Here is a 22832-nt window from a genome sequence, read left to right as displayed (position 1 = left end):
CTAGATGGGGATGCTTCGCTGGCTTTCAAGCCTGACTGGAGAGATTTTTAGCTGTCGCGCAACAGAATAATGCTGGCCTGGCGCCCACACTGGGGCTGTCGCCGATAGGAGTAGAACAGGTCCTCGTCGGCCACCGTGCAGTACTCTCCTCCATAGATGGCGTCGACTCCGAGCGATTTCAACTGCAGCCGCGCTAATTGATACAAATCGGCGAGATATTTTCCAGAGTGACCGTCTGCCGGCACAAAGGCGGCGCGAATGGCAGCGGTATCCGGGCCGGAAAATTGGCACTGAAACGCTTGTAGCACCTCTTCGCCAACTTCAAAGTGTTGAGGGGAAATCGCCGGCCCCAACCACGCCATTAATTGCTGAGCGGGGCGATCAAACGCGGCAACGGCATTGGCGACCACACCGCTACACAGGCCGCGCCAACCTGCGTGAACAGCGGCCACCTGACGCCCTGACCGGTCACAGAGCAACACCGGCAGGCAGTCGGCGGTTAATACGGCAAGCGCCTGGCCGATGTCAGTTGTAATGGCGGCATCGGCATCGGGCAGCGCCTGCACATCGGCCTGAGATCGATACACAGCAGTACCGTGGGTTTGGTTCAGCCATTGAATACGACGCAAGCCCTGCGGCTGCAATTGGTGGAAAAGCGCCGCGCGGTTTGCGGCGACCGCCAGCGGCTTGTCGTGAACATGCTGGGCAAGATTAAAATCCGCATACGCCCCTTCACTGGCGCCGATAGTGCCCGCTGGCGCGTGCCGCGTTGTGGTCAGCGCGACCACATTGTCGGGCGCTGGCCAGGCCGCGCGAATCACAACTTTTCCTCCGCATCCAATACGGCTAGCAGAGCTTGCATGTCGTCGGGCAAAGGCACTTCCCAGCTCATGGTATCGCCACTTATGGGGTGCTCGAGTTCAAGCTTGCGGGCATGCAGCGCCTGCCGGGGAAAGCTGCGCAGCATATTCACCAGCGCATCGCTCGCGCCTTTGGGCAGGCGCGGCCGACCGGCATAAGTGGCGTCGCCCACCAAAGGGTGGCGAATATGGGCCATATGCACACGAATCTGGTGGGTGCGGCCGGTTTCAAGAAAACAGCGCACATGGCAGTGGTCGCGATAACGTTTTTGCAGGCGATAATGCGTAATCGCCTCCTTGCCGCCAAACTGCACCACCGCCATTTTCGTGCGCTGCTGGGGGTGACGCCCCATTGGCTCCTCAACCTTACCCCCACCGGTCATGCTGCCCATCACAACGGCGTCGTATTCGCGGTGAACATCGCGCGCCTGCAGCTGCGCCACCAAGTCGGCGTGGGCTCGCAGCGTTTTGGCAACCACCATGAGCCCGGTCGTATCGCGGTCGAGACGGTGAACAATACCCGCGCGCGGCACGCTATCAATACTGGGGCAGTGACTGAGCAGGGCATTCAGCAGGGTGCCGCTGGGATTACCGGCACCCGGGTGAACAACCAGGCCGGCGGGCTTATTGATCACGATAATATCGTCGTCTTCATAGACGATATCCAACGCTATCGCCTCGGCCTCAAAACGCCCCTCGGGTTGCAGCTCCGCTTGCAGGGTCAGCACGTCGCCTTTGTGAACTTTGTCCCGAGGGCGGCAGCTGCTGTGATTGGCCGTTAATTGGCCGCCTTTTATCCAGCTTTGTAGGCGCGATCGCGAATATTCGGGGAACAAGGCGCTGGCGGCCTGGTCGAAACGCGCATAGTTGAGGTCGGCGGGAACGATTTCCTGGCGATTGATGGTTTCTGTCATAGTGATTCTCCGAGGCCTTCTTTATACCACTGACACGCTGTGGTTAAATAGCAGGCCCTCGCAAATGCGGGGTTCTTCCGCCATTTGGAACGGGTAAATGAAAGCGTTTAACAAGCTCCTAGCACTCCTTCTCATCGCCACCCTCGTGGGTTGCGCCAGCGAACCTGAACGACAGGAACTGTCGGAGCGGGAGATATACGAAACCGCGCAAGGCTACCTGAACAGCAAGAACTTTTCACTGGCTATTCAGAACCTGCAGCTTTTGGAAAGCCGCTACCCCTTCGGCCCCTATGCCGAACAAGCGCAGCTGGAGATTATCTACGCCTACTATCGCGGCGGTGACAACGAGGCAGCGATCGCTGCTGCCGATCGCTTTATTCGCCTGCACCCACAGCACGAGAAAGTGGATTACGCCTACTACATGCGCGGCCTCTCGAACTACACCGAGGGCGAGGGCCTGCTGGAACGCTTCATCCCCACTGACATGACTCAGCGCGACCCGGGTTCGGCGATCCAATCCTTCGAAGATTTTCGCCAGCTGCTACAGCGCTTCCCGAACAGCGTGTATGCAGACGATGCGCGCGCCCGGATGATCTACCTGCGCAACCGTCTCGCGCGCTACGAGATCAATGTGGCGAATTACTACTTCAAGCGCAAAGCCTACTTGGCCGCGGCCAACCGCGGGCGCTATGTTATCGAAAATTTGCCGCAAACACCGGCAGTGCCCGATGCACTAGCGGTAATGGTGCAAGCCTATCTGCTGTTAGGCATGGATGATCTGGCGGAGCAGTCACTTGCCGTGTTGCGCAAGAACTATCCTGACCACCCCAACCTCGACAAAAACGGTAACTTCATCAGCGAAGTCGGTATCGAACAGGAAGGCTCATTTATCAATAAAGCCACCTTCGGCCTGTTTGACCGCTATGAGCCGCCGCGTTTTGACAACCGCAGCAAGAGTGAAGAATAGGTCGTCGCGACAGCGAGGTACAAAAAAAGGGCGCCATAGGCGCCCTTTTTTATTTCCGGTCTATCAATCGCCAATCGGCCATTTCTGAGTGATGGGATAGCGACGGTCACGCCCGAAGCCTCTCTCGGTGATGCGCGTACCGATCGGTGCTTGCCGGCGCTTGTACTCGTTTAAATCGACAAGGCGCAGTACCCTGTACACGGTGTCGCGGTCAAAGCCATCGGCGATAATCGCTTCAGCGCTTTCATCGCGCTCGATATAGCGCTCCAGGATTTCATCCAGCGTATCGTAGGGCGGCAGGTTGTCTTCATCTTTCTGATCTGGCGCCAACTCAGCCGAGGGCGGCCTGTCGATAACGCGCTGCGGGATCGCTGGAGAGCGAGTATTGCGATAGCGAGCCAGTTCAAACACCCGGGTTTTAGCGACATCTTTCAGTACGTCAAAGCCACCGGCCATATCGCCGTATAGCGTCGAGTAACCGACCGCCACTTCGCTTTTGTTGCCCGTGGTGAGGACCAAGTAGCCCTTTTTATTGGAGATTGCCATCAACAGAACACCACGACAGCGGGCCTGTAGGTTCTGCTCCGTGGTATCGACTTGGGTGCCGGCAAACTCGTCTGCCAACGTCGCCATGAAGGCGTCGTACATCGGCTCGATCGACAGACAGGAGTAGCGCACACCCAACATATTCGCCTGTTCCTCGGCATCTTCAACGCTCATGGACGCCGTGTAGCGAAAGGGCATCATCACCACCTCCACGCGCTCCGGGCCCAGTGCGTCTACGGCAATCGCCAGCGTCAAACCGGAATCAATACCGCCTGACAAACCCAACACCACGCCCTTAAAGCCATTTTTCTCAACGTAGTCGCGCACCCCCAGCACCAGCGTTTCGTAGACATCGTCAAGCACCGGCTTAAGGTCGGTCACCGCCCCTTCATCAATGCTCAGTGTGCCGTCCTGCCAATGTGCGGTAACACAGGCCAGATGCTCGACATAGGCGGGGCTTCGCGCCAGTAATTCGCCCTCTTTGGAAACCACCATTGACGCACCATCAAACACCAGTTCGTCCTGCCCTCCCACCAAATTGCAGTAGACGATGGGCATTCCGCCTTGCCAGGCCCGTTGCGCCAGCAGGGCTTCGCGCTCTATCTGCTTACCCGCATGGAAGGGCGAGGCGCTCATATTCAACATCAGCTGTGCCCCGGCGGCTCTGGCAGCCGCGGTGGGGCCATCCTGCCAAATGTCTTCGCAAATACTCAGCGCCGTGGGCACACCAAACAGGTCAAAGACGACGCTTTCACGGCCTTCTTTGAAGTAGCGCTTTTCATCAAATACGCGGTAGTTCGGCAAACATTGCTTGTGGTATTCGTGGAGCAAACGGCCGCGGTAGAACACCCCGGCCGTGTTGTACAAACCCTGCTCTTGGCTGCGCGGATAGCCGACGACGATATAGGTCTCTTTCGCGGCTTTGGCAATGCGCGCCAACGCGCGTTCTACCCGATGGCTGATGCTGCTGCGCAGCAGCAAATCTTCGGGCGGATACCCCGTTACAACAAGCTCTGGGAACAATATGAGCTGGGGGTTGTGCGCCTGTATTGCCTGTTCAACGGCATTGAGAATTTTGTCGGTGTTGCCTTCGATGTCCCCTACTACCGGGTTGATCTGAGCAGTAACAATACGAAGCGTGGTCATGAATATGTGTATCCCCGTTAATAGGCGTTGGCTTACCGCGGTGCGCAGGCATTCTATCAAAACTCGCGATGTGCATCCGCAGGAATTGCCAGATACACTTATTAGCATTATCTGAACGAGAGCATCATGCATAGCGCCAGCATCGACCACAGCCAACGCCGCGCCGTCATGCGGGTATATGCGGTGTACCGCCTGCTGTTAGCCAGCGCGCTGTTTTTCATCTTCATTTACGGCTTCAGTCAATCGGTGCTGGGAAGTACCGCCCCCGGCATCTATTCGCTGATTTCCTTTGCTTACCTGGCTTTTTCACTGCTTGCCTTGTTCCAGCACTTACTGACCAGTCGTCACTATCACGACACGGGGCTGTTCTTCGAGTTTTTCATCGACATTGGCTGCATCATGCTGATGAGCTACTGCTCGGCAAGCGCCGACTCTGGCCTCGCCTCCCTGTTGATGGTTAGTATCAGCGCAGCCAGCATGACCTTACCCGCCCGCTTGTGCCTGTCTCTGGCCTCGCTGGCGACCATCAGCGCCATCGCCGAGGTCGCAGCCAACACCCTGTACGAGCGCGTAGAGACCCAGCAATTTGTCGTCGCTGGCATGATGGGGATGGCCTATTTTTCGACAGCCATTGCCATTCGCTACCTCAGCCAACGAATTATTTCCGCTCAGCAGTTGGCAGAGCGCCGCCGCAGTGACTTAGAGCGGCTCTCGCAAATCAACCAAAGCATTGTGCAGCGAATGCAGACTGGCATTGTGGTCATGTCACGCAGTGGCCGCATCAAGCTCTGCAATGCCGCTGCCGCAGAGCTCTTGCAAGTCCCCTACCAACGTCGCCCCGATTCACTCTATGCTCCTCCGCAAATCACCGCCCTCACTGCACCGGGTAGCAGCTTGTCGAAAATCATTCAGCTGCAGCCCTCGGGCGTGGAATTACACGTCAATATCGCCCAGCTGGACCAAGACAACGACGAAGACTTCCTGCTGTATATTGAAAATATCAGCAAGATCAATCAGCGCGCGCAAAACTTGAAGCTCGCCTCGCTTGGGCGCTTCACCGCCAGCATCGCGCATGAAATACGCAACCCTCTCTCGGCAATCAGCCATGCGGCACAACTGCTCGCCGAAGGCCCGCACCTCGACGACGGCGATGCGCGCTTTGTCGGCATTATCCAAAACCATGCAAAACGCATGGACGATATTGTAAAAAATGTTCTCGAGCTGTCACGCGGCCGACTGCCCAAACCTGAAGCCTTCGCACTAATGCCCTGGCTGCAGCGCTTTTGCCGGGACTGGCACAGCATTCATCAGGGGCAAATTCAGCTGCTAACGGACGACTCACAATGCAGTAACGACACGGTGAATGTCGACCAAAGCCAGCTAAACCAGATACTGAGCAATATTACGGAAAACGGTATTCGCCATAGCCTGGCAGAGGCCGACAACGCCGTTATCCGCTACCGTTTGAGCAACGGTATTAGCGGCGGTGTGACACTGGATATCATCGATAATGGCCCCGGCATTTCACAGGACAATCAAGACAAAATCTTTGAGCCCTTTTTCACCACGGAGTCTCAGGGCAATGGGCTCGGCTTGTACCTTTGCCGCGAGCTCTGCCTGGCGAACCAAATCGCTATTAGCTACCGGCGGGAACCCAGCGGCGACAGCTGTTTTCGATTACAATTCGCCCACCCGCAGCGCAGCGCGTTCCCCGATTAAGACTGACAAGCCGATATGACACAGAAAACCGTACTCATCATTGACGACGAACCGGATATTCGCGAACTTCTGGAAATTACCATCAGTCGCATGGGCCTTCATACCGAGTCGGTCGGCTGTGTCAGTGACGCTATCGCACTCCTGCAGCAAAACACTATTCAACTTTGTCTTACCGATATCAAATTGCCAGATGGCTCGGGCTTGGACGTCGTTCACCACATCCAGCAGCACTGCAGCGAAACCGCCGTTGCGGTGTTAACCGCCTACGGCAGCACAGAGCTCGCCGTTGAAGCACTAAAGGCGGGGGCATTCGACTTCATCAACAAGCCGGTGTCTATTGAGCAGTTGCGCAACCTGATCAAAACCGCCCTGCAGCTGGAGAGTAGCAGCGCCACCGCCATCGACAGCAGCCGCAACACCCGCTTACTCGGCGAAACCGACGTTATCAGCCGACTGCGCCAGCAAATCACCAAGCTTGCCCGCAGCCAGGCTCCCGTCTACATAAGTGGCGAATCGGGCAGCGGCAAGGAAGTGGTGGCGCGCATGATCCACGCCAATGGGCCGCGCCGCAATGCTCCCTTTGTCCCAGTGAACTGTGGCGCCATCCCCGACGAGCTTGTCGAAAGTGAGTTCTTTGGTCATGTTAAGGGCAGTTTTACTGGCGCCTACGGTGATAAGGAAGGCTTATTTGAAGCTGCCAATGGCGGCACTCTCTTCCTGGACGAAGTCGCCGACCTGCCGTTGAATATGCAGGTTAAACTGCTTCGCGCCATTCAGGAAAAGGCCGTGCGGCGCATCGGTTCAAATGAGGAAATTGCCGTCGACGTTCGCATACTCAGTGCCACGCATAGAGACCTATCCCGCGAAGTCGCCTCAGAACACTTCCGCAGTGACCTGTTCTACCGTATTAACGTTATCGAGGTCGCGGTGCCCAGCCTGCGGCAACGGGTCAGCGACATCCCGTTATTGGCCAATTTTATGCTAGAGAAAATTGCTAGCGAATGGGGTATACCGGCCCCCCGTCTCAGTGAAGATGCTCTTAATGCGCTGAGCAGTTACCCTTTTCCCGGCAATGTCCGCGAGTTGGAAAACATTATTGAACGCGCCGCAACACTGTGCGACGACGAGATCATCACTGCCAAGGATCTATCGCTACCGACATCAAATAGTAGCGTTAACCCGGATAAACACGCCGACCACCTATCGGCAGCTATCGGAGACGTAGAGGGGTACCTAGCCAGTATTGAACAAAACATTATCAATGCCGCGCTAAAAGCCCAACAGGGCAATAAGACGGAGTCAGCGAAGTTGCTGGGGCTCACCTTCCGGCAATTTCGCTACAAACTAAAGAAGTACAACCTCGACTAATGAACTCACAGAACGAAAAAGGCAGCCGAGGCTGCCTTTTTCTTTATTCGTAATACCAATAGGTGCGTTTTCGCCCGCCGGACAGGTCGAGCGCGGGGGTGCTGGGATCAAAGGGTGATGGCCCCGCCCCACCAATCACAAAGGGCACGGTTTTTCCGTCAATCGTCACAAGCCCGGCAATGGGCGACGGTGGAAGTCCACCACCAGAGAATTCATTTCTCTGCCGCTCACCCGTCACAAGGTTCACGACATAGGCGCCGGCGTTACCCAAATTTGCACTGCAACTTTCAGCATCGGGCACATCCGGCTGGTTGGTACCAAAATAGACTTTCCCGGCAACCGCCAATGGTGCGTTAACGCCTTTTTCACCCACCAACAGGTCAAAGTAATACCCTGCGACACCGCTATCCAAACCACTAAAATACAGTTCGGTCGCTCCTTCGCTGCCACAGGACACAATGCCACCGCTGCCGTCGGTACACTGCAAAGTGCTTTGGTCAACGAGGTCACTTACGGTCACCGCCGAGTGAGTCGAGGGCATCGACTTACCGGTATTTTTGTCCATAATCATGAAAAACTTATTCTCGACATTGTAGGCAAGCCCGGCGGTGGTACTACTGGTATAAAGCGGGTGCTCACGGTCGCCGGAGACCGCCACCACAGCGTCGAAATTATTCGTGGGCACGACATCCGGGGCGAAGAGGAATTTGCGAGCACTGTTGCCACTGCCCCCCAGGCTTGCGAACTTATTGACTTCAATGTCGCTAAAGGCGGTTGTCGCGGGGCTGGCTGCCTCAAGGTCAACACGCCATATATTCCCGCCCACATCTGCCGCATAGAGGCGGTCGGTGAAGCCATCTAAGTCCTTATCCAGAACCGTTACATCAGCGGGAAACGATTTCGTCATCGCGGAAACGGTCTCGCAGTGTCCGCCTGTTGCCACGGTGACACCGGTACAGTCAGCCAGCGCTGCCCACAGCACTCCTCCGGTCATCGCATCCAGAATGAGAATACCCCGTCCCTGGCTATTCGTCGCAGGTGCTGGCTCTTGGTCCTCGGCAGGGTCGTAGCCCGCCCCCAAAATCAATACGGGGTTGCTGTGACCTTTGATTAAGGTCAGCTGGGCCTGCGACCATGTCTGCCCCAACTCCGGAACCTGATCATTCGTCAGCGACCACAGATAACGCGGTTCCGCGACATTGCTGACATCGAGTGCATAAAGTAAACGTCCGCCACGGCGCGCCGACATAAAGATCAAGGACTTTCCAGACGTGGGCTTACCGGTGCGCTTGTCCTGCAGAGTCGTGGTGTTTCCGTCGAAAAAGTAGTCGCGCGGCTGAGCCCGGCTGTCGAGCACATTTGGGTACTTCACCAGCGGGTCGTTATTGAATTGCCGCTTAAACTTGCCAAAGAACTCCGGCGCAATAAAGCTCCATAACTCACCACCGGGTTGTACGCCGGCGATATTACCTGCCTGATTACCATTGATGGCGTGGAAGTGGCCATCGTTGGAGCCGTAGAACACAACAACCCCGGTAGTGCCGCCGTAGTTGATAACCGCGGGGCGTGAGTGCAGGACATCTGCATGAATCGACCCACGCGCGGTGATCGGACAATCGCTCCCGCGTAGCTCGGGCGGGCATGGGCCTCGACGGCTTTCATTGCCGATAATATCTTCCCCGCGTACCCAATCGATGACGGTCTCGGCGGTTAGCGACACTGCACTGCTGCCACAACTTACATTGTTGTTTTCCGCAAGCACGTAGTCCCCAAGCCTTAGCACATAGTTGTCGGCATCGGTAACCGCGATCACACTGCCGAGCACTGTGCCGTTGAGCAAGGCGCTATTGTGTGTATTGACGGTAGAACCGACAGTACAGCCCTCTAATTCAACCTGGTCTCCCAATGACAAACCATGGGAGGTTTGCGCAACACGAGCGGCACGGCTCACTTCTACAATAACGGCACCATTGTAGGTTTGGTCATCGGGGATATTGCGAGAGGTAACGTCAAAACTTGTGGCCGTGACATTGCTGATGCTGCACGGTTCGGCAAAGGTACAGCTCTGTTTATTAGCCTTCAGCGATTCATTCCATGCGTTTAGTATTACTACCTTATCGGTTGAGGCGTTCAGCTGAGTACCGCCACTACCTTCAGGAGTGATAGTGCAGGTGATATTATTGCCATCACCTGAGCAGCTTGTTGATATCTTTTCGCCATCGTCATAGCGACCCACACTGATCGATGCAGTCCCGCCCTCTTCGGCGGCGCCCAGCTCTGCATCAAGCTGCGAAACTAGCGCGGTATTCGTCGTCTTAAATTCAGGTAAAACCGACGTGCTCGGACAACTCCCAACACTGTTACAGGTATAGACTTTGCGGCCTGATGACGTGGTCAGGTTATTCACCCGCAACAGCTGGCCCGCACCGCCTTTCTCAACTAAATCGCCGTCAGGGTGGTCAAAGGCAAAGCCCTCTCCTTCCGGGCTATTACGCCAGAAGCCATCCAGCGGCCAATCCGCCACGGCGGCGCCTGACGCATCCTTGGGCGTGTTTGTCGTCCAGAAGCTCACTGCATCATCAACAATTGCTCCGGTGATGGGGTTAGTAACAGAAGTAACCACCGACGCCACATCCTGAGTCGAATCAGTTAAAACGATATTTCCACCGGCGTCAAAGCCGAGCTGATACTGTTTAACGTTGCCGTTCCAACGTGGAGCCGCGTCGCTGTCTGGCCGAAAGCTGGCGATATAAACTTGGTTCAGAAAGGTGCCTTGCGTGTTAGCACTAACAGGCAGCGTCGCCGATGAAAATGCACTGTTAATATCCTGCACTTCATTAAATATCTGCAGGAGCACCTCCGCCAAACCAGCATGATTATCAGCTGTTACTTTAAATGCCTTGCCGCCGCCAACATTCGCCAAGTCTGCGAGGAAGTTGATTTCGCCAGCCAGCTTTGTTTCTAAGCTAGGGTCGTAAACCGCAATAGAGTAGGTACTGACATTGCGATCAGATTGTGCGCTGTCACTGGTATCTACCAGATTCATAAACTGCGCCCATTCATCCCCCCAATATTTATTATTGGATGAGTCTGAATTGGTGAGCTGGGTAACTGCGCGCGGTGTGGCAAAAAACTTGTACTGAGAAGAACCGGTGCTGTAGGAAAACTCACTTGTTAACTGGTTTTTCAATAGCGTATCGGGGCTTCCCGTGCCATCGGCAACACTGGAATTTTCCTTCGTGGCATTGCCAATATAGACGAGCACGGCGTCGCGGCATTGGGTCGCCGTTTCCGCAAGACCGGAGTAGTCAACGCCTGAACAAGAGGTTGCCAGACCATTCAACATGGCCCAACTTTCGGCAATCAGATCACCCAGCCGCGACTGGTTTGCCAAGTTGTTTTTATCAATACTTTTAAGCTTGCTAATGAAGCTGTTAATACCAGAGCTGTCCATCAATGTTGGTGGCACAAGCAAATAACCACACCGGTTATCGCCATTACCTAAACCCGTGCCATTATTGAAGCTGCTGTAACCATTTTCATTGAATACCATCAGGCCAATCTTAATTGCACCTAGCAAGTAATCATTTTCGGCGTCTAATAGAGAGAGCATGGTGTTCACCAGCGCACACTGCTCCATACCGCCCACCGTATCACCAAGCGATGGGGCCGCGCCGCTATCTCCGTAAACGCAGCCGTGGGTGACATTGGCATTGGAGTTCGCCGTACTGTGCCAACCCAGCAATACCGTTGGGGGGTTGGCACCGCCAGGGGTGATCCCAGCGAATAAATCGATATCCTCGGCCTGTGTCGGCGCAGACATCGCGATAAATAGAAGCGACAGACGGATCCAACTAATTAGCGTTTTCATGGCCTTCACTCTTTCTAACACCGGTTAAACCGGAGAATTAATTCAAACAGGGCGTCCCAATGACTTCGCGCAAATACACCCCTTGGTGCATTTCCAAGCGGCTTTCAGTCTTAGCGTCACCCACTGTTGCGGCGATATCCCAGCGCATTTTGGTACACCAGGAGTTGCCTTGGAGGGCAACGTCGTCATCCGTCAGCACACCGCTGGTATTATTTTTACCCGTTCCCAGGCACTGAGCATCTGCTGGGTCGGCGACATCAAGTTCAACCTGTTTTATTGGGTCTGTACTCAGACAGGTTGGCGGCGCGACCACAGCAACCATGTCATCACTACCATCACCATTGAAGTCGCTGCCAAACTCCGTATTCCCGTCGGGCAATGGAATTGCGAAATTAGCCGGATTACTGACAAAAGATTCTATGGCGTTACTCGCCGCATTTTTTGATTCGATGTGATACTGCTGATTACCGGCTATTTTAAAATTAATATTGCTGCCGCTCAGCATGCTGACAATGATAATGCTGAATATCCCCAGCATGACGAGCACTACGATCAATACCAAGCCTGACTGTCGCTTTACGCTTATCATTCTCTCGGCCCCGCAACATTAGGTATTAACACAACGGTCGACACAACTTGCCGTTTAAAACGGTCGTCGAAAGGCCCCACCCTGTCAGCGCGACCAAGGTCAAAGGTGTCTTCAACTGGCTCCGCTAAAATCGGTTCTTCAGAGCGAATCAATAAATGTACGCGCACAGCAACGGTATCCCGCCAGTTTTCCGTTGCCGTACCAGACCACTCTGCGGCCGGGCAGCCACCGGGCGCAACGGCGGCTCCGGGATCACTCACATAGCAATCGGGGCCACCGTCGATATCTAAATCTAATCCGTATTCGATGTGCAGGTCTTCGACGCCGGAGACCAGTGGCAGTACGCGCCGAACCCTACTGCTGTACTCCAGCATTTTAAGTGTGGGGCGACCATCACCACCGTCGGCACAATCCTCACAATCGCTTATAAAGTAGCTGCGAACGAGGTAAGGGCGAGCACTTGCTAATGACGCGCAACCCTTTGCCCGCAAGGTAAGCGCAGCAGGGTCTGTATTCAGTACATAAGGCAGAGCATCTAGCTCACAGTTGGAAACCTGCAGATACGGTGTCGTGTTTCCCGCCGCGATGCTCGCCACGTCCACCTCGGCAACGTCCACACGATGAATGTTCAGCATCGGCGAGTTCGCCACCGGACTATCTGCACCAATACATGCCGGCATTGCGGCACCGCTGGCAACACCAGACACCGCAAGCGGCAGCGCAAGCGTACTCGGATCAAAACCTAGGTCACTCGCATTGCCACTATTTACGCATGGGTCAACGAGCTGGTAATCGGCCACACCAACACCCGGATGATAGGTGCCGAGAAAACCCGCCAGTGCCAACTCTTCATTCAGTGCATGCAGAGCATACCGCCCGCTCTCTGCTTGATCTGATACCAGAGAGAGCTTGGTGCGGGTCTGACTGACGGAGGCAACTAAGGAAATAATCCCCAATAGCATAAAAGCGCCCAAACCCAGAGCAATCATGAGCTCAACCAAAGAAAGGCCACGTTGCTGCCGCCTAGACAGGTTCACGTTAAGTCTCCAATTCGCACGATCGCGGTAACAATTCTTCGCTGCTTTTCGTCACCGTATTGGTTCTTTCCACAGGTCAAGTTATCAGAGGGAGCAGAGGTTTCGTTCAGACCTTGCCAGGCGACACTCACTCGATATTGACGCGTAGCCGCGTCTAGCTGCTGTATGCAACCACGGGCACCAATCATCGCGCCGATACTCTCGTCACTTTTATTTTGTTGGGCGCTGCCAATCAATGCGGCATTCCACTGCACAAGATCCTCGTCTGCGGTCTCGCGTTGCTCGGCAGAACCTTGAGCGCAAGCGGGCGGGTTGGAGGCACCGTGCCCTAAGGCCAAGCCATTGGCTCCCGCAGAATAACAACTCACGACAAGCCGGTTTGCATTAATCCGACTCACCATATCCTGGAGTAAATTAAGCGCCTGTAAGCGCTGATAAGCCTCCACTTCCTGCTGAACAGAGCGCGCTATCAAGCCCGCTCCGCCCATTAAACCGACCAGGACAACAAGTAGGGCAACAAGAATCTCCACTAAGGTAAATCCGACTTGCCGTTTTGGCATTAGCAGCCTCCCTTCCGGCTTCGCGGGCGGCCGCTGAGGCTTATATCCACACAGTAGGCGTTTGCGGTATTCCCGGAATCGGGCACTAGACTGAACTCTGCCGCGGCATTGCTCCGTCCCGAGCCGTTAAACTGCACCGTATTGACCGCGCTGGTAATGGTCAGGCTCGGCTGAGACGGTGCGACCTGTAGTACAGTTGCACCATCGAGTACCTGCCACCCCTTGTTCCAGTTATCGCCAATTCGACTGACACTAACCACCGCGTTGCGCTTAACTGCCTCACTGCGCGCCAAGTCAATGGTAGACCGTAAGGTATCGGCGGCGCTGCGAACGCGCTGGCGCTCAATAACGTCGTTGAATGACGGCGCTGCAATGGCGGTCACGATGGCCACTACCGCCAAGGTTACTAACAGCTCAAGTAACGTAAAGCCTCTAAACCTACTTATTCCCAGCATCGCGTTGCCCCCGAGGCATAACCTTTTTCTCCCTTATTGTTCAGGGTAAGCGTCCCGCAATCATCGCGACTTGCCTGCGTCCCCTTCGGAGCAGCGCTAATCATATAGCTAGGAGGATTAGCAGTGTTGTCGGCGGTCACACTAACGACATACGCGCCGGAAATTTCTGACGGCAAAGAAGCGCCGAGGGTAGCAAGGTCGGCAGCATAACTGCGATTGTCCAAGTAAAATCGCTCTTGCATATTTGCCACCTCCATCGCGAAGTTTTGCGCTGCCGATCGATTCGTGCGCACGACATACTCCTGATAAGAGGGCAGCGCTACGGCAACCAATATGCCAATGATCGCGACGGTGATCATTGATTCAATCAGGGTAAAACCGGAAATATCTTTAGCTCGCACTCGGCCTCTTCTCCCAAGCATGGAAATTATTATCGGCCGAACAAATGGAGCATTGAGTAGGGGTGCCAGTAGCAGTTACCAGCGACTTTCCGTAGTCATTGTGATGGTTTGCAAAAGCACAAACGCTTAAATGCCAATCAGCACGGCCAGCACTTTGATTATAATTCTATAGCGACTGGGCAAGAATACGCAGATTTACCGCCATGTACAAAACAAATGACGTGTTTCGCGAGCCACTCGACACCTCTGAATAACGCGTATGGACACCCGCATATCTACGTATAACGGCACTACCTGCGCCAGCAGTCGGCCAGGGATTTAGTCGATCCAGAGGGCTTGTTTTTTAACGCCATGTCACCCGTTTCATCCAGAGTGAAATCTCCACAACTGTCGCCCGCCATCGTACCTCTGCGCACTGCGATCAAGGTAAACGTATTCGCTGTCGGTGTGCCATCCGCGGATATCGTGTAATACGTTCCGCCATTCTCCGGCACCCGAGAGGGAAACACCGCAGGCAAGTCACTCCCCCCGGCAGTGGTGGTATAACGACCATTAGCGGAGTAGTAGCGCTCTAGCGCCTGGGCGCCAATCATCAGGGCATTGGCCGCCTCGTTGCGCCGCGACTTAGCCACTTGCTCTTGATAACTCGGGTAGGCAATCGAGGCGAGTATCGCTACGATTGCCACGGTGATCATGAGCTCCATTAGGGTAAACCCACGAGATAAATGACGATGAGTCATTACTGTAATTGTCTCCAAGACTGTCGCCCTATCCTTCCGCCATCGCCACCTTTCTCGGTGATGACCCCCACTGTACCACTACTGCCTGAGGTGTATTTATATTCAAGGTCACCCTTGCTTATCACCCCTGGGGTTTTGATAATTTCATCACTGCTGCGGCCACTAATCGGGTAGTACTCACCATCCACATAAAACACAGCATCCATTTCGTTAATCAAACCGTCGTTATTGGTATCAAGCACCGGTTCTGCATACCGCCCACCCGTGTTGGCATCCAGCTCCATCAGCCAGCTCCTGCCGCCAAAACCACAGGTATTGTTGTTCGGGATTAAGCTAGTGAAAATAATCCTGCCATTACGTAGCAGAGGCCGGGACACTGCACGTTCGCCTTCCAAGGAGTCATCCGGCGGCTGTAACGGCAGGCGCCAGCCATATTGAGGCGCATCGGCAGAGTTTGACGACACCAAGCGAACTGGCACATCAGTAGTAGACCCGTCTCGGTTGGTCCCCGTATTCTCAAAGAAAATATTTTGTACCAGTAAATCGCCGCGGCTGACGACGGCACCGTTATCACGAATGCCGTAAAAATCTTGAAGTTGCGGACTCGCGCCTACAACACCGTCGACGGTCTCAAAGTACTTCCCTGTACCGAAATAAACAAAGTAGCCGCCAGCGGGGTGACGCCCTACCGTCGGTCTCATAGTGATCGGCTGGCGAACCCCGGAACCGTCTTTCGCCACAAATAGTGGCGCCGGCTTGCTGGCAGACGTATAGGCAACCTTCCAACCCGAATCCGAACTTGCCGTAAGATCGAATTTCCAGAGGTTTCCTTTGAGATCCCCTGCGTATATAAAGTCACTAATACGATCATTATCGACATCAACGGGCACAACAGAACCTAAGCCGTTGCTTACGCCACTAACTTCTGTGTCGATCGCCTTAATTAAGCTTCCCGTTGCAAGATCAACAACGAATAGCTTCAGCGTGTCGCCTGACTCATAGCCATTTCCAAATACTACCACCCAGCGATTACCCGCCTTAACACGAATTATGGTCGGCTCGCTCATCGCCACGCCAAGCTTATGCTCTGCATCAGCGGCAGTCGCAAATTCCCACATGAAGCTATTTTTATTAATGGTATCAGGACTACTGACATCCAGTGCAAACACAGACCTACCGCCAGCTCCATTGGCACCGACCACAATGGTTTTCCATGCGCTATCGATGTATGCGTCACTCGCACGCGGCGACCCGTCAACAAGATATCGGTGCTCATAATTGGGGTCGGCAAGCTGCACTAAACCGCTAAAGGATGAAACAGGAATAAACCCAAACACCTCTTTACCTGTTTCTGCATCAAAGCCATGTAACATTCCATCGTTCGCACCGACGACGATGATGGAATCCCAGGACTTTTTCGTTCTTAAAAAATCGCGGTAAGTGCTACCTTCAGACCCACTTAATGTATGGAAGCCATAATCGTCGCGATTACCAATAAATGCAGGGTCTGAATTAACGATATCACCCAAAATACTTGTGCGGCGACGCAAGCCAGCCAGCTGCTCGCCTCGCACCCACCTAACAATTCTGCGACCATCGTCATCAGTACCGCCATTTTTTAGGGTGGCTCGTTGTTGAGCACTAAGATCAGCCCACGTCGCCGTATTATAATTGATGGCGTCTGTTACTACCGTATTTCGATCACCGGTAGCCGCAAACAGGTTACGCGATGCCACAGTCGGTATAGCCGACTTATCGCTATCCCACTTTATGTCTCCCAGACTGCCATCAGACTGCACTTTGTAAGCAACGATCCTGCCTGTCCACTCTAAGCTATTAAAGCTTGCTTGATATACCAATGTTCCAGAATCAAGCCGAGTAGAGTTGGCGGCTACTGCCGATGCAGATGACTTACTTTCGTTGGCAATTGTCTGCAGAGAATCGGAAAGTCCCTGTGCGAATTCGTCAGGGTTATTTGCACTGAAAAACTGGCCACGGCTGTTGACTGCGGCATGGAGGAGGTCATCAATTTTATGCAGGTCATCCGATGTTGGCGATGGCCAATTAATTGGGGCACCCGTCGTTAATGCGGCAAACGCCGCTTCAGGGTCAATAGTGCCACTCACCCCCAGGCCAACCCCAAAGGTTGTCATATGCTGCCAGAACGCCGGGTTTTTCTTGTTAATCGTTACGGCATTAGGAAGGTCGGAGCGTAAATCATTCTTCCAATAATACATCGCGACATCCGCCAAGGTATCGGAACGATCATCCTTAAACGGGGACACCGCTTTATAAGTGTATGAGGCGCCGTTAGACGCCGTATGCGTTGGGTTGTTCTTGCCATCGTTGTTTTTAAATGGGTCGCCAGATAAATCACCATTTGACCAATACCCGTCGGTCATTAATACAGTGTAGTTCCGCCGGCACTCCAGATCATCCCCACCGCTTTCTCCTGGCGTGTCATTCCAAGGCCCTTGGTCGTCGTCACGTTGAAAATATTCACCAGCGGCACTCAATGCCTCACGTAATGGTGTACCTTTATCAGGTATATCAATACCGTAGAGCTCGTCATAAAACGCTTGGCGATCGTCGCCGCTGAAAGCGCGAACGCCCTTTCGAATCACTTTGGTGTTTGGTTCATCATCTACATTTCTACTTTCACTATTTAGGCTCCCGAAACCAACACGCAAGCCGCCGCCTTGCAGTGCAAATGCACGACCTGAGCCAGCTCGTGCCGTTAATACACGAGAGCGATAATACGTATACCAATTAGCAAAGTTTTGAATCTCCTCAGCATAGGTACAAGTCGCGTTTTCAGCATCCGCACAATCACTGCGTCGTACCCTGCCATGACCAACATATTCATTGTTGGAGGTCGCAAAATTTTTTATAACGACTTTTTCGTATTTTCCAGTGTCCCACTTATCGTCCGTACTCTGAACATTCCCGTTAAACCAATAATAAACTGCAGGCCAGAACCTTTTATTAGCGTTATTGTCGCTACTACAACCTCCTGACTTTGGACATTCCCTCCAACTTCCGCCATCTTCGCCAACAAAATACTCGCCGTCATTTTCTGCGGCTAAGTCACGGCAAAAATTTCGACCTGAACCGCTATTTATCGGGTTATGCAGTGCGCAGCGAGGGTTCGCTTGTGGAAATTCATCGCCGTCAGCGTCTAACCAAGGACGATAAGTAATTGCAGGGTTGTAGTACACCGTATTCAATTGCGGAGAGCGGCTCATCCGATTAAAAGCGGAGCTACTATTGAATGTCACTACACGGTTGTCGTAACTTCTACCTCCGTATACAGATTTTATCCGGGGGTACAAAAATCTCGCATTGTTACGAATCAGCTCACCAGGCATTAGTTCAAACTGCATCGACCCAGAGTCATCCAAGATGTACATGACATTTGGTGGAGCCGATTGCGAAAGAAATAGCGGCACCTGGGATATGCCCGACTCGGGAACAGCGTCATCACAGTCTTTTTTTCTGCCAGTAATATTAAAACTCGCTTTACACCCTCTAAATACAGTCAGTCGATTGTCTTCAAAAGAGTACGAGAATGGCGAACACTGATATTCCCGCCGGCCAAAAAAGAAGATAGGAGGCGCTACTTCATTTACCGAAACAGTGGTTATCGACTCCAGCTCATCAAAAATTTGCGATTGAGTCCTGAAGAAGGACCCTATTTCTCCAGTTTGAAGCGACACCTCACAGCTTGTAGCATTTGCAAGCTGGCCCCCAGACACAATAAGAAATAAGAAAAGACCTATTACTCTACGCATATTTATAAGCCAGGGCCGAACAGCTGTCGGCGGCATATTATTTTTCATACTAGCCCTCCTCTCGCCGGTAGGTAGTAGCGAGCACAATCATGGAGCGATCACTGGCGCCAAACCCTCGCGCTGTGATCCGGTAGTAACCCTGCATTGCAATGGTTCTGTCCGAATCTAACGATGAGCCAACGTCAATCGACGCGCTTATCTGCTCAATTATGAACTCCGGCTGGCGATTCACATCTGGCAACTGTTCGCTAACCTGTCGCCACCCAGTGGCGGAATCTGATTTCCAATCAGGTTGACTACAAGCGGTGGTCTTGACTGTTGGGTCGGGGCAAGATAAATAAAGTCCGTTTGAACCATCAAAATCAATGCTTGAAACAACGCCCATTAGCGTTTCTGCTTCTCGTAACGCGGCTTCTGCCGCTTGAAACGCGACATTGATATCTCTACTATTCCCCGCCATGCGCTCTTGGAGTGTGGCATTTTGCATGGCACCAACGCCGATGACCGTCAAAATGGCCGTAAACACCAGTGCAACAATCAGTACCGCGCCACGCTGCGCATTTGCTGTGATCATGGCAAGCGATTCCTTATTGCAAATACCGATGAAAATACCTGTCTCATGCGCCCGTCAGTGTTACTCAGCAATTGCCCAGAGGAGTCGTATACGCTCTGCGCATCAACAGAGCCGGTACGCCCCACAACCCCCTCATCATTCGCGACCAGGGTCAACTCGAGCTTGGCACTCACCACTTGCTGCCAATCTGTCACCGCTGATGCGTCGGCGTAACTATCAATCGCTCGATCGTTGTCGGTATCCAGACCATAGACGATTTGCAAATTTTCCACGCCTTCGACGAGCTCAACCGCTGCTGCCATCGAACCGCCACTACCCGTTGGTCGTTGCTGGCTGTAGAGGCTGAGTACAGGCCTACCCCCAGCGGTATCACGCCCTGTGTCTCGCACAAAGAAGTGGGTGACTTCAAAACCGAACACTTCTGCGTCACCACCGTATATTTTGCTCAGCCGATTACTGGTATTCCAATCATTACCTTTGCTGTGGGTCAAGGTGGCAGTGCCTTTGCCACTCTCCTTCGGCGTGTTAGTAACGCGGAAAATATCAGCCGATGTGCAGTCCGAAATCAATACGTAGTCGCCTTTAGCAATACTGTAGGTATTATCTTCAATTTGAACATTGGCATTATTGGGCGCCAGGTTTCCGGTCAGCCGTACTGAACCGTCACCCCCTCTGAGTATTTGTATCGTATCGGTGCCTTCAACGGCGCCTAGAGTGTGCCCAGCGCCGACATCATCCTCCCCTTTAACGGGAACAAAATCGGCCGCATAGGTCGCTGGCTTGGCGATAACATTAACGTCAATATTGCCGACGGAATTACACCCCATATACCCCGCCATTCTCACTTCACGCCCCATAAAATGCATGCCGAAACGCGCATTCTCCTGGATCATCGACAGTGATTCCTGGAGTTGATAACTTGTTCTAGAGGCAAGAAAAACCTGAATGATCGCGGTACTCAGAATCAGCCCTAAAGTGATCGCGATCATTAGTTCAATCAGACCAAAGCCTCGTTGGGCATTCACGCTTTATAGCTCCGTAACAAAATCAAAGGTTTGCAGGGAGGGCGCTGACCCTTCACGGGTCTTTTCCAAGCGACCTTCGCTCCACTGAATCCGGATGGTGAAACGCGTATCGTCGCGAATTACCGCGCCATCGCCCGCGGGAAGCCTAAGTGCAACCTCTCCCAGCCATTCACGCAGGTCGACGGCAACCGCACCCGTGCCCGTCGGAGCGTCATCATCAATCGCAATGTCGTAGTCGCCCTTTAACGCGACAACCCGGTTGGCCCGCATTCGGTCACTGATATCGTTGGCCAAAAACACAGCGTTGGAGCGGAATTTCGCCGCCTGGTTGAATTTGACAGAGTTCAGCTGAACGGCCGCCGCACCCATGACACCAATAGCCGTGATCAGCAATGCCACCAGCACTTCTATAAGCGTCGCGCCTTGTTGGTTGCGCGGAAAGCTAATCATTTACACTCCCCTAGCTAAAGGTCATTCAAGCCCTCGCCGCATAGTGATTACTTTAAAAGGTATTTTAGCCCTGAAACCCAATCTTTCGACCTTGCGACCGCCCTGACTCAACGACACCGTTGCATGCAGTAGATTTATTTTTATGAACCGAACACTGAGCGATTTTGCTGCGCTTTACCAGTATCGACTTAAAAAAAACCACTTTTTGCAAGATATATGATCACTTTCAAAGTGTTAATACGCAAATTCCGCAGTCTAGTGACATAGCGGCAAGTAGTGAGACATTGCAAAAAATGCATCCGTGAACTAAAGCTAACACTACGGACTGGAAAGGATTCCAAGATGTATGAACAGGGAAAGACACTTATCGAGTTGATGGTGACGCTCAGTATCGCCGCCGTTATCGGCGCTGGTGCGGCACCTTCACTGCAGCGCTTTGCGCGTCAGCAACAGCTGAGCCACGCCACCAACACGCTGCATTCCGCCGCCCAATTTGCGCGCGAACAAGCCATTTATCTTGAGCAGACCGTTAGCATTAACAATACTGACGGCCACTGGAGTCACGGCGCTATTATCTATATCGACACAGACAGCAATGGCAAGCACGGTGCCGATGAAGAAATCCTTCGCACTATTCCCCCGCTAGGCGGGGTCGATGCAACGGGCAACCGCCATGTGAGCCACTACATCAGCTACCGGCCAGACGGCAGCGCGCATCTAAAGAGCAATGCCTTTCAGGTGGGTACACTAACGATATGCCCTAGCACGGGCGAAGAAGGCCGGCAGCTCGTCATCAGTATTGGTGGACGAATTCGCAGGGCAGAGTCCCGCTGTGGTGAGTAGCGGCGAGCACTGGCGATGGCTCTAGGGCTTAATTGGCCTCAACCCAACGCAGTTCGCGAGGCAGGGAAAAAGTAATATTTTCTGCGCGTCCCTCAAGCTCCTCGGGGGCTGACGCGCCCAACTCACAGAGCCTGTCAATCACGGCTTTCACCAGTATTTCAGGCGCCGAGGCCCCGGCAGTGATGCCGATTCGCAAGCCCTCTTTGAGCCACTGGGGCTGTATGTCTTTCTCATTGTCGATCAGCTGTGCCTGACAGCCAAAGCGTTCGGCTAATTCACGTAAGCGATTCGAATTAGAACTGTTCGGAGACCCCACGACAAGCACCAAGTCGGCTTGCTGGGCGAGCGTTTTCACCGCATCCTGGCGGTTTTGAGTGGCGTAGCAGATGTCATCTTTGCGCGGCCCCTCGATAGTGGGGAAGCGCTGCCGCAGGGCATCAATCACCGCCGCCGTATCGTCCATGGATAGCGTCGTTTGCGTGACAAATGACAATTTTTCCGGCTGTTTAACCTCGAGCTTGAGCGCTTGCTCAACATCCTCAACAAGGTAGATATTTCCGCCTTGGCTAACGTCGTACTGCCCCATCGTTCCCTCAACTTCCGGGTGGCCCTTGTGGCCGATCAGTACACATTCGCGCCCGGCGTTGCTGTAGTTGACCACTTCCATATGAACCTTAGTCACCAGCGGGCACGTCGCGTCAAATACCTTCAAGCCACGGCGCGCTGCCTCGTTCCTAACTGCTTTGGAGACACCATGAGCGCTGAAAATCACGATTTTGTCGTCGGGCACTTCATCGAGCTCATCGACGAATATGGCACCTCGCTGCCGAAGGTTCTCAACAACAAACTTGTTGTGAACAACTTCGTGGCGCACGTAGATTGGTGAGCCAAACACATCCAGGGCGCGATTCACGATCTCGATAGCGCGATCCACACCGGCACAGAACCCACGGGGGTTAGCGAGAACAATTTTCAT

At 53.6% G+C, this 22832-nt stretch carries 19 protein-coding genes; 4 read left to right on the top strand and 15 right to left on the bottom strand.

Translation table 11 applies throughout. The features are described 5' to 3' along the window. Positions 1–47: 47 nt before the first annotated feature. Complete coding sequence (pgeF, locus tag HNR64_RS11600; protein ID WP_204996622.1) at positions 48–821, bottom strand: peptidoglycan editing factor PgeF; 774 nt, start codon at positions 819–821, stop codon at positions 48–50. Then, on the bottom strand, positions 818–1774 hold the full coding sequence (rluD, locus tag HNR64_RS11595) for a 23S rRNA pseudouridine(1911/1915/1917) synthase RluD (RefSeq protein ID WP_204996621.1): 957 nt from the start codon (positions 1772–1774) through the stop codon (positions 818–820). Before rluD ends, pgeF begins: the two co-directional genes overlap by 4 nt. Before the next feature lie 97 nt (positions 1775–1871). Here rluD and HNR64_RS11590 point away from each other — a divergent pair, with 97 nt between their 5' ends. Then, positions 1872–2741 carry an outer membrane protein assembly factor BamD gene (locus HNR64_RS11590; RefSeq protein WP_204996620.1) on the top strand — a complete coding sequence of 290 codons (870 nt, stop codon included), beginning with the start codon at positions 1872–1874 and terminating at the stop codon, positions 2739–2741. Positions 2742–2804: 63 nt separating this feature from the next. Here HNR64_RS11590 and HNR64_RS11585 read toward each other — a convergent pair whose 3' ends face one another. Beyond that, the gene (locus tag HNR64_RS11585) at positions 2805–4433 is read right to left on the bottom strand and encodes an NAD+ synthase (protein WP_204996619.1); all 1629 of its coding nucleotides are present in this window, start codon (positions 4431–4433) and stop codon (positions 2805–2807) included. 126 nt (positions 4434–4559) lie between these two features. Between HNR64_RS11585 and HNR64_RS11580 the strand changes: the two genes are divergently transcribed. Together HNR64_RS11580 and HNR64_RS11575 are read left to right on the top strand one after the other, a co-directional pair. Further along, positions 4560–6152, top strand: a complete 1593-nt coding sequence (locus HNR64_RS11580; RefSeq protein ID WP_204996618.1) for a sensor histidine kinase — start codon at positions 4560–4562, stop codon at positions 6150–6152. Between the two features lie 15 nt (positions 6153–6167). Beyond that, positions 6168–7520: a sigma-54-dependent transcriptional regulator gene (locus HNR64_RS11575; protein ID WP_204996617.1), complete on the top strand. Its 1353-nt coding sequence runs from the start codon at positions 6168–6170 to the stop codon at positions 7518–7520. A 43-nt stretch (positions 7521–7563) separates the two neighbouring features. Here the strand turns inward: HNR64_RS11575 and HNR64_RS11570 are convergent, their stop codons facing one another. From HNR64_RS11570 to pilV (HNR64_RS11520), 11 genes are all read right to left on the bottom strand, one after another. Next, a complete protein-coding gene (locus HNR64_RS11570) occupies positions 7564–11391 on the bottom strand; it encodes a pilus assembly protein (protein WP_204996616.1) in 3828 nt (1275 codons plus the stop codon). Between the two features lie 37 nt (positions 11392–11428). Next, positions 11429–11980: a hypothetical protein gene (locus HNR64_RS11565; protein ID WP_204996615.1), complete on the bottom strand. Its 552-nt coding sequence runs from the start codon at positions 11978–11980 to the stop codon at positions 11429–11431. Beyond that, positions 11977–13017, bottom strand: coding sequence for a PilW family protein (locus tag HNR64_RS11560; RefSeq protein ID WP_204996614.1), 1041 nt, complete (start codon positions 13015–13017; stop codon positions 11977–11979). Before HNR64_RS11560 ends, HNR64_RS11565 begins: the two co-directional genes overlap by 4 nt. Then, entirely contained in the window at positions 13014–13577 is a 564-nt protein-coding gene (pilV, locus tag HNR64_RS11555; protein ID WP_204996613.1) for a type IV pilus modification protein PilV, read from the bottom strand. The genes HNR64_RS11560 and pilV (HNR64_RS11555) overlap by 4 nt, the downstream gene beginning before the upstream one ends. After that, positions 13577–14032: a GspH/FimT family pseudopilin gene (locus HNR64_RS11550; protein WP_204996612.1), complete on the bottom strand. Its 456-nt coding sequence runs from the start codon at positions 14030–14032 to the stop codon at positions 13577–13579. The genes pilV (HNR64_RS11555) and HNR64_RS11550 overlap by 1 nt, the downstream gene beginning before the upstream one ends. Further along, a complete protein-coding gene (locus HNR64_RS17390; protein WP_338061849.1) occupies positions 14020–14433 on the bottom strand; it encodes a type IV pilin protein in 414 nt (137 codons plus the stop codon). The genes HNR64_RS11550 and HNR64_RS17390 overlap by 13 nt, the downstream gene beginning before the upstream one ends. A 290-nt stretch (positions 14434–14723) precedes the next feature. Further along, a complete protein-coding gene (locus HNR64_RS11540; RefSeq protein ID WP_204996610.1) occupies positions 14724–15173 on the bottom strand; it encodes a type IV pilin protein in 450 nt (149 codons plus the stop codon). Next, a complete protein-coding gene (locus HNR64_RS11535) occupies positions 15173–19012 on the bottom strand; it encodes a pilus assembly protein (protein WP_204996609.1) in 3840 nt (1279 codons plus the stop codon). Before HNR64_RS11535 ends, HNR64_RS11540 begins: the two co-directional genes overlap by 1 nt. A gap of 1 nt (position 19013) precedes the next feature. Further along, positions 19014–19538: a pilus assembly PilX family protein gene (locus HNR64_RS11530; protein WP_204996608.1), complete on the bottom strand. Its 525-nt coding sequence runs from the start codon at positions 19536–19538 to the stop codon at positions 19014–19016. Further along, on the bottom strand, positions 19535–20563 hold the full coding sequence (locus tag HNR64_RS11525) for a PilW family protein (protein ID WP_204996607.1): 1029 nt from the start codon (positions 20561–20563) through the stop codon (positions 19535–19537). The genes HNR64_RS11530 and HNR64_RS11525 overlap by 4 nt, the downstream gene beginning before the upstream one ends. A gap of 3 nt (positions 20564–20566) precedes the next feature. Further along, complete coding sequence (pilV, locus tag HNR64_RS11520; RefSeq protein ID WP_204996606.1) at positions 20567–21013, bottom strand: type IV pilus modification protein PilV; 447 nt, start codon at positions 21011–21013, stop codon at positions 20567–20569. A 342-nt stretch (positions 21014–21355) separates the two neighbouring features. On the opposite strand from pilV (HNR64_RS11520), the gene HNR64_RS11515 reads away from it, so the two are divergent. Beyond that, the gene (locus HNR64_RS11515; protein WP_204996812.1) at positions 21356–21856 is read left to right on the top strand and encodes a GspH/FimT family pseudopilin; all 501 of its coding nucleotides are present in this window, start codon (positions 21356–21358) and stop codon (positions 21854–21856) included. Positions 21857–21884: 28 nt separating this feature from the next. Here HNR64_RS11515 and ispH read toward each other — a convergent pair whose 3' ends face one another. Further along, complete coding sequence (ispH, locus tag HNR64_RS11510) at positions 21885–22832, bottom strand: 4-hydroxy-3-methylbut-2-enyl diphosphate reductase (RefSeq protein ID WP_204996605.1); 948 nt, start codon at positions 22830–22832, stop codon at positions 21885–21887.

This window comes from Spongiibacter marinus (genome assembly GCF_016906995.1).
GTDB classification, from domain to species: domain Bacteria; phylum Pseudomonadota; class Gammaproteobacteria; order Pseudomonadales; family Spongiibacteraceae; genus Spongiibacter; species Spongiibacter marinus.
Note: the sequence above shows the minus strand (reverse complement) of the source record. Positions and strands in the feature narration are given on the sequence as shown.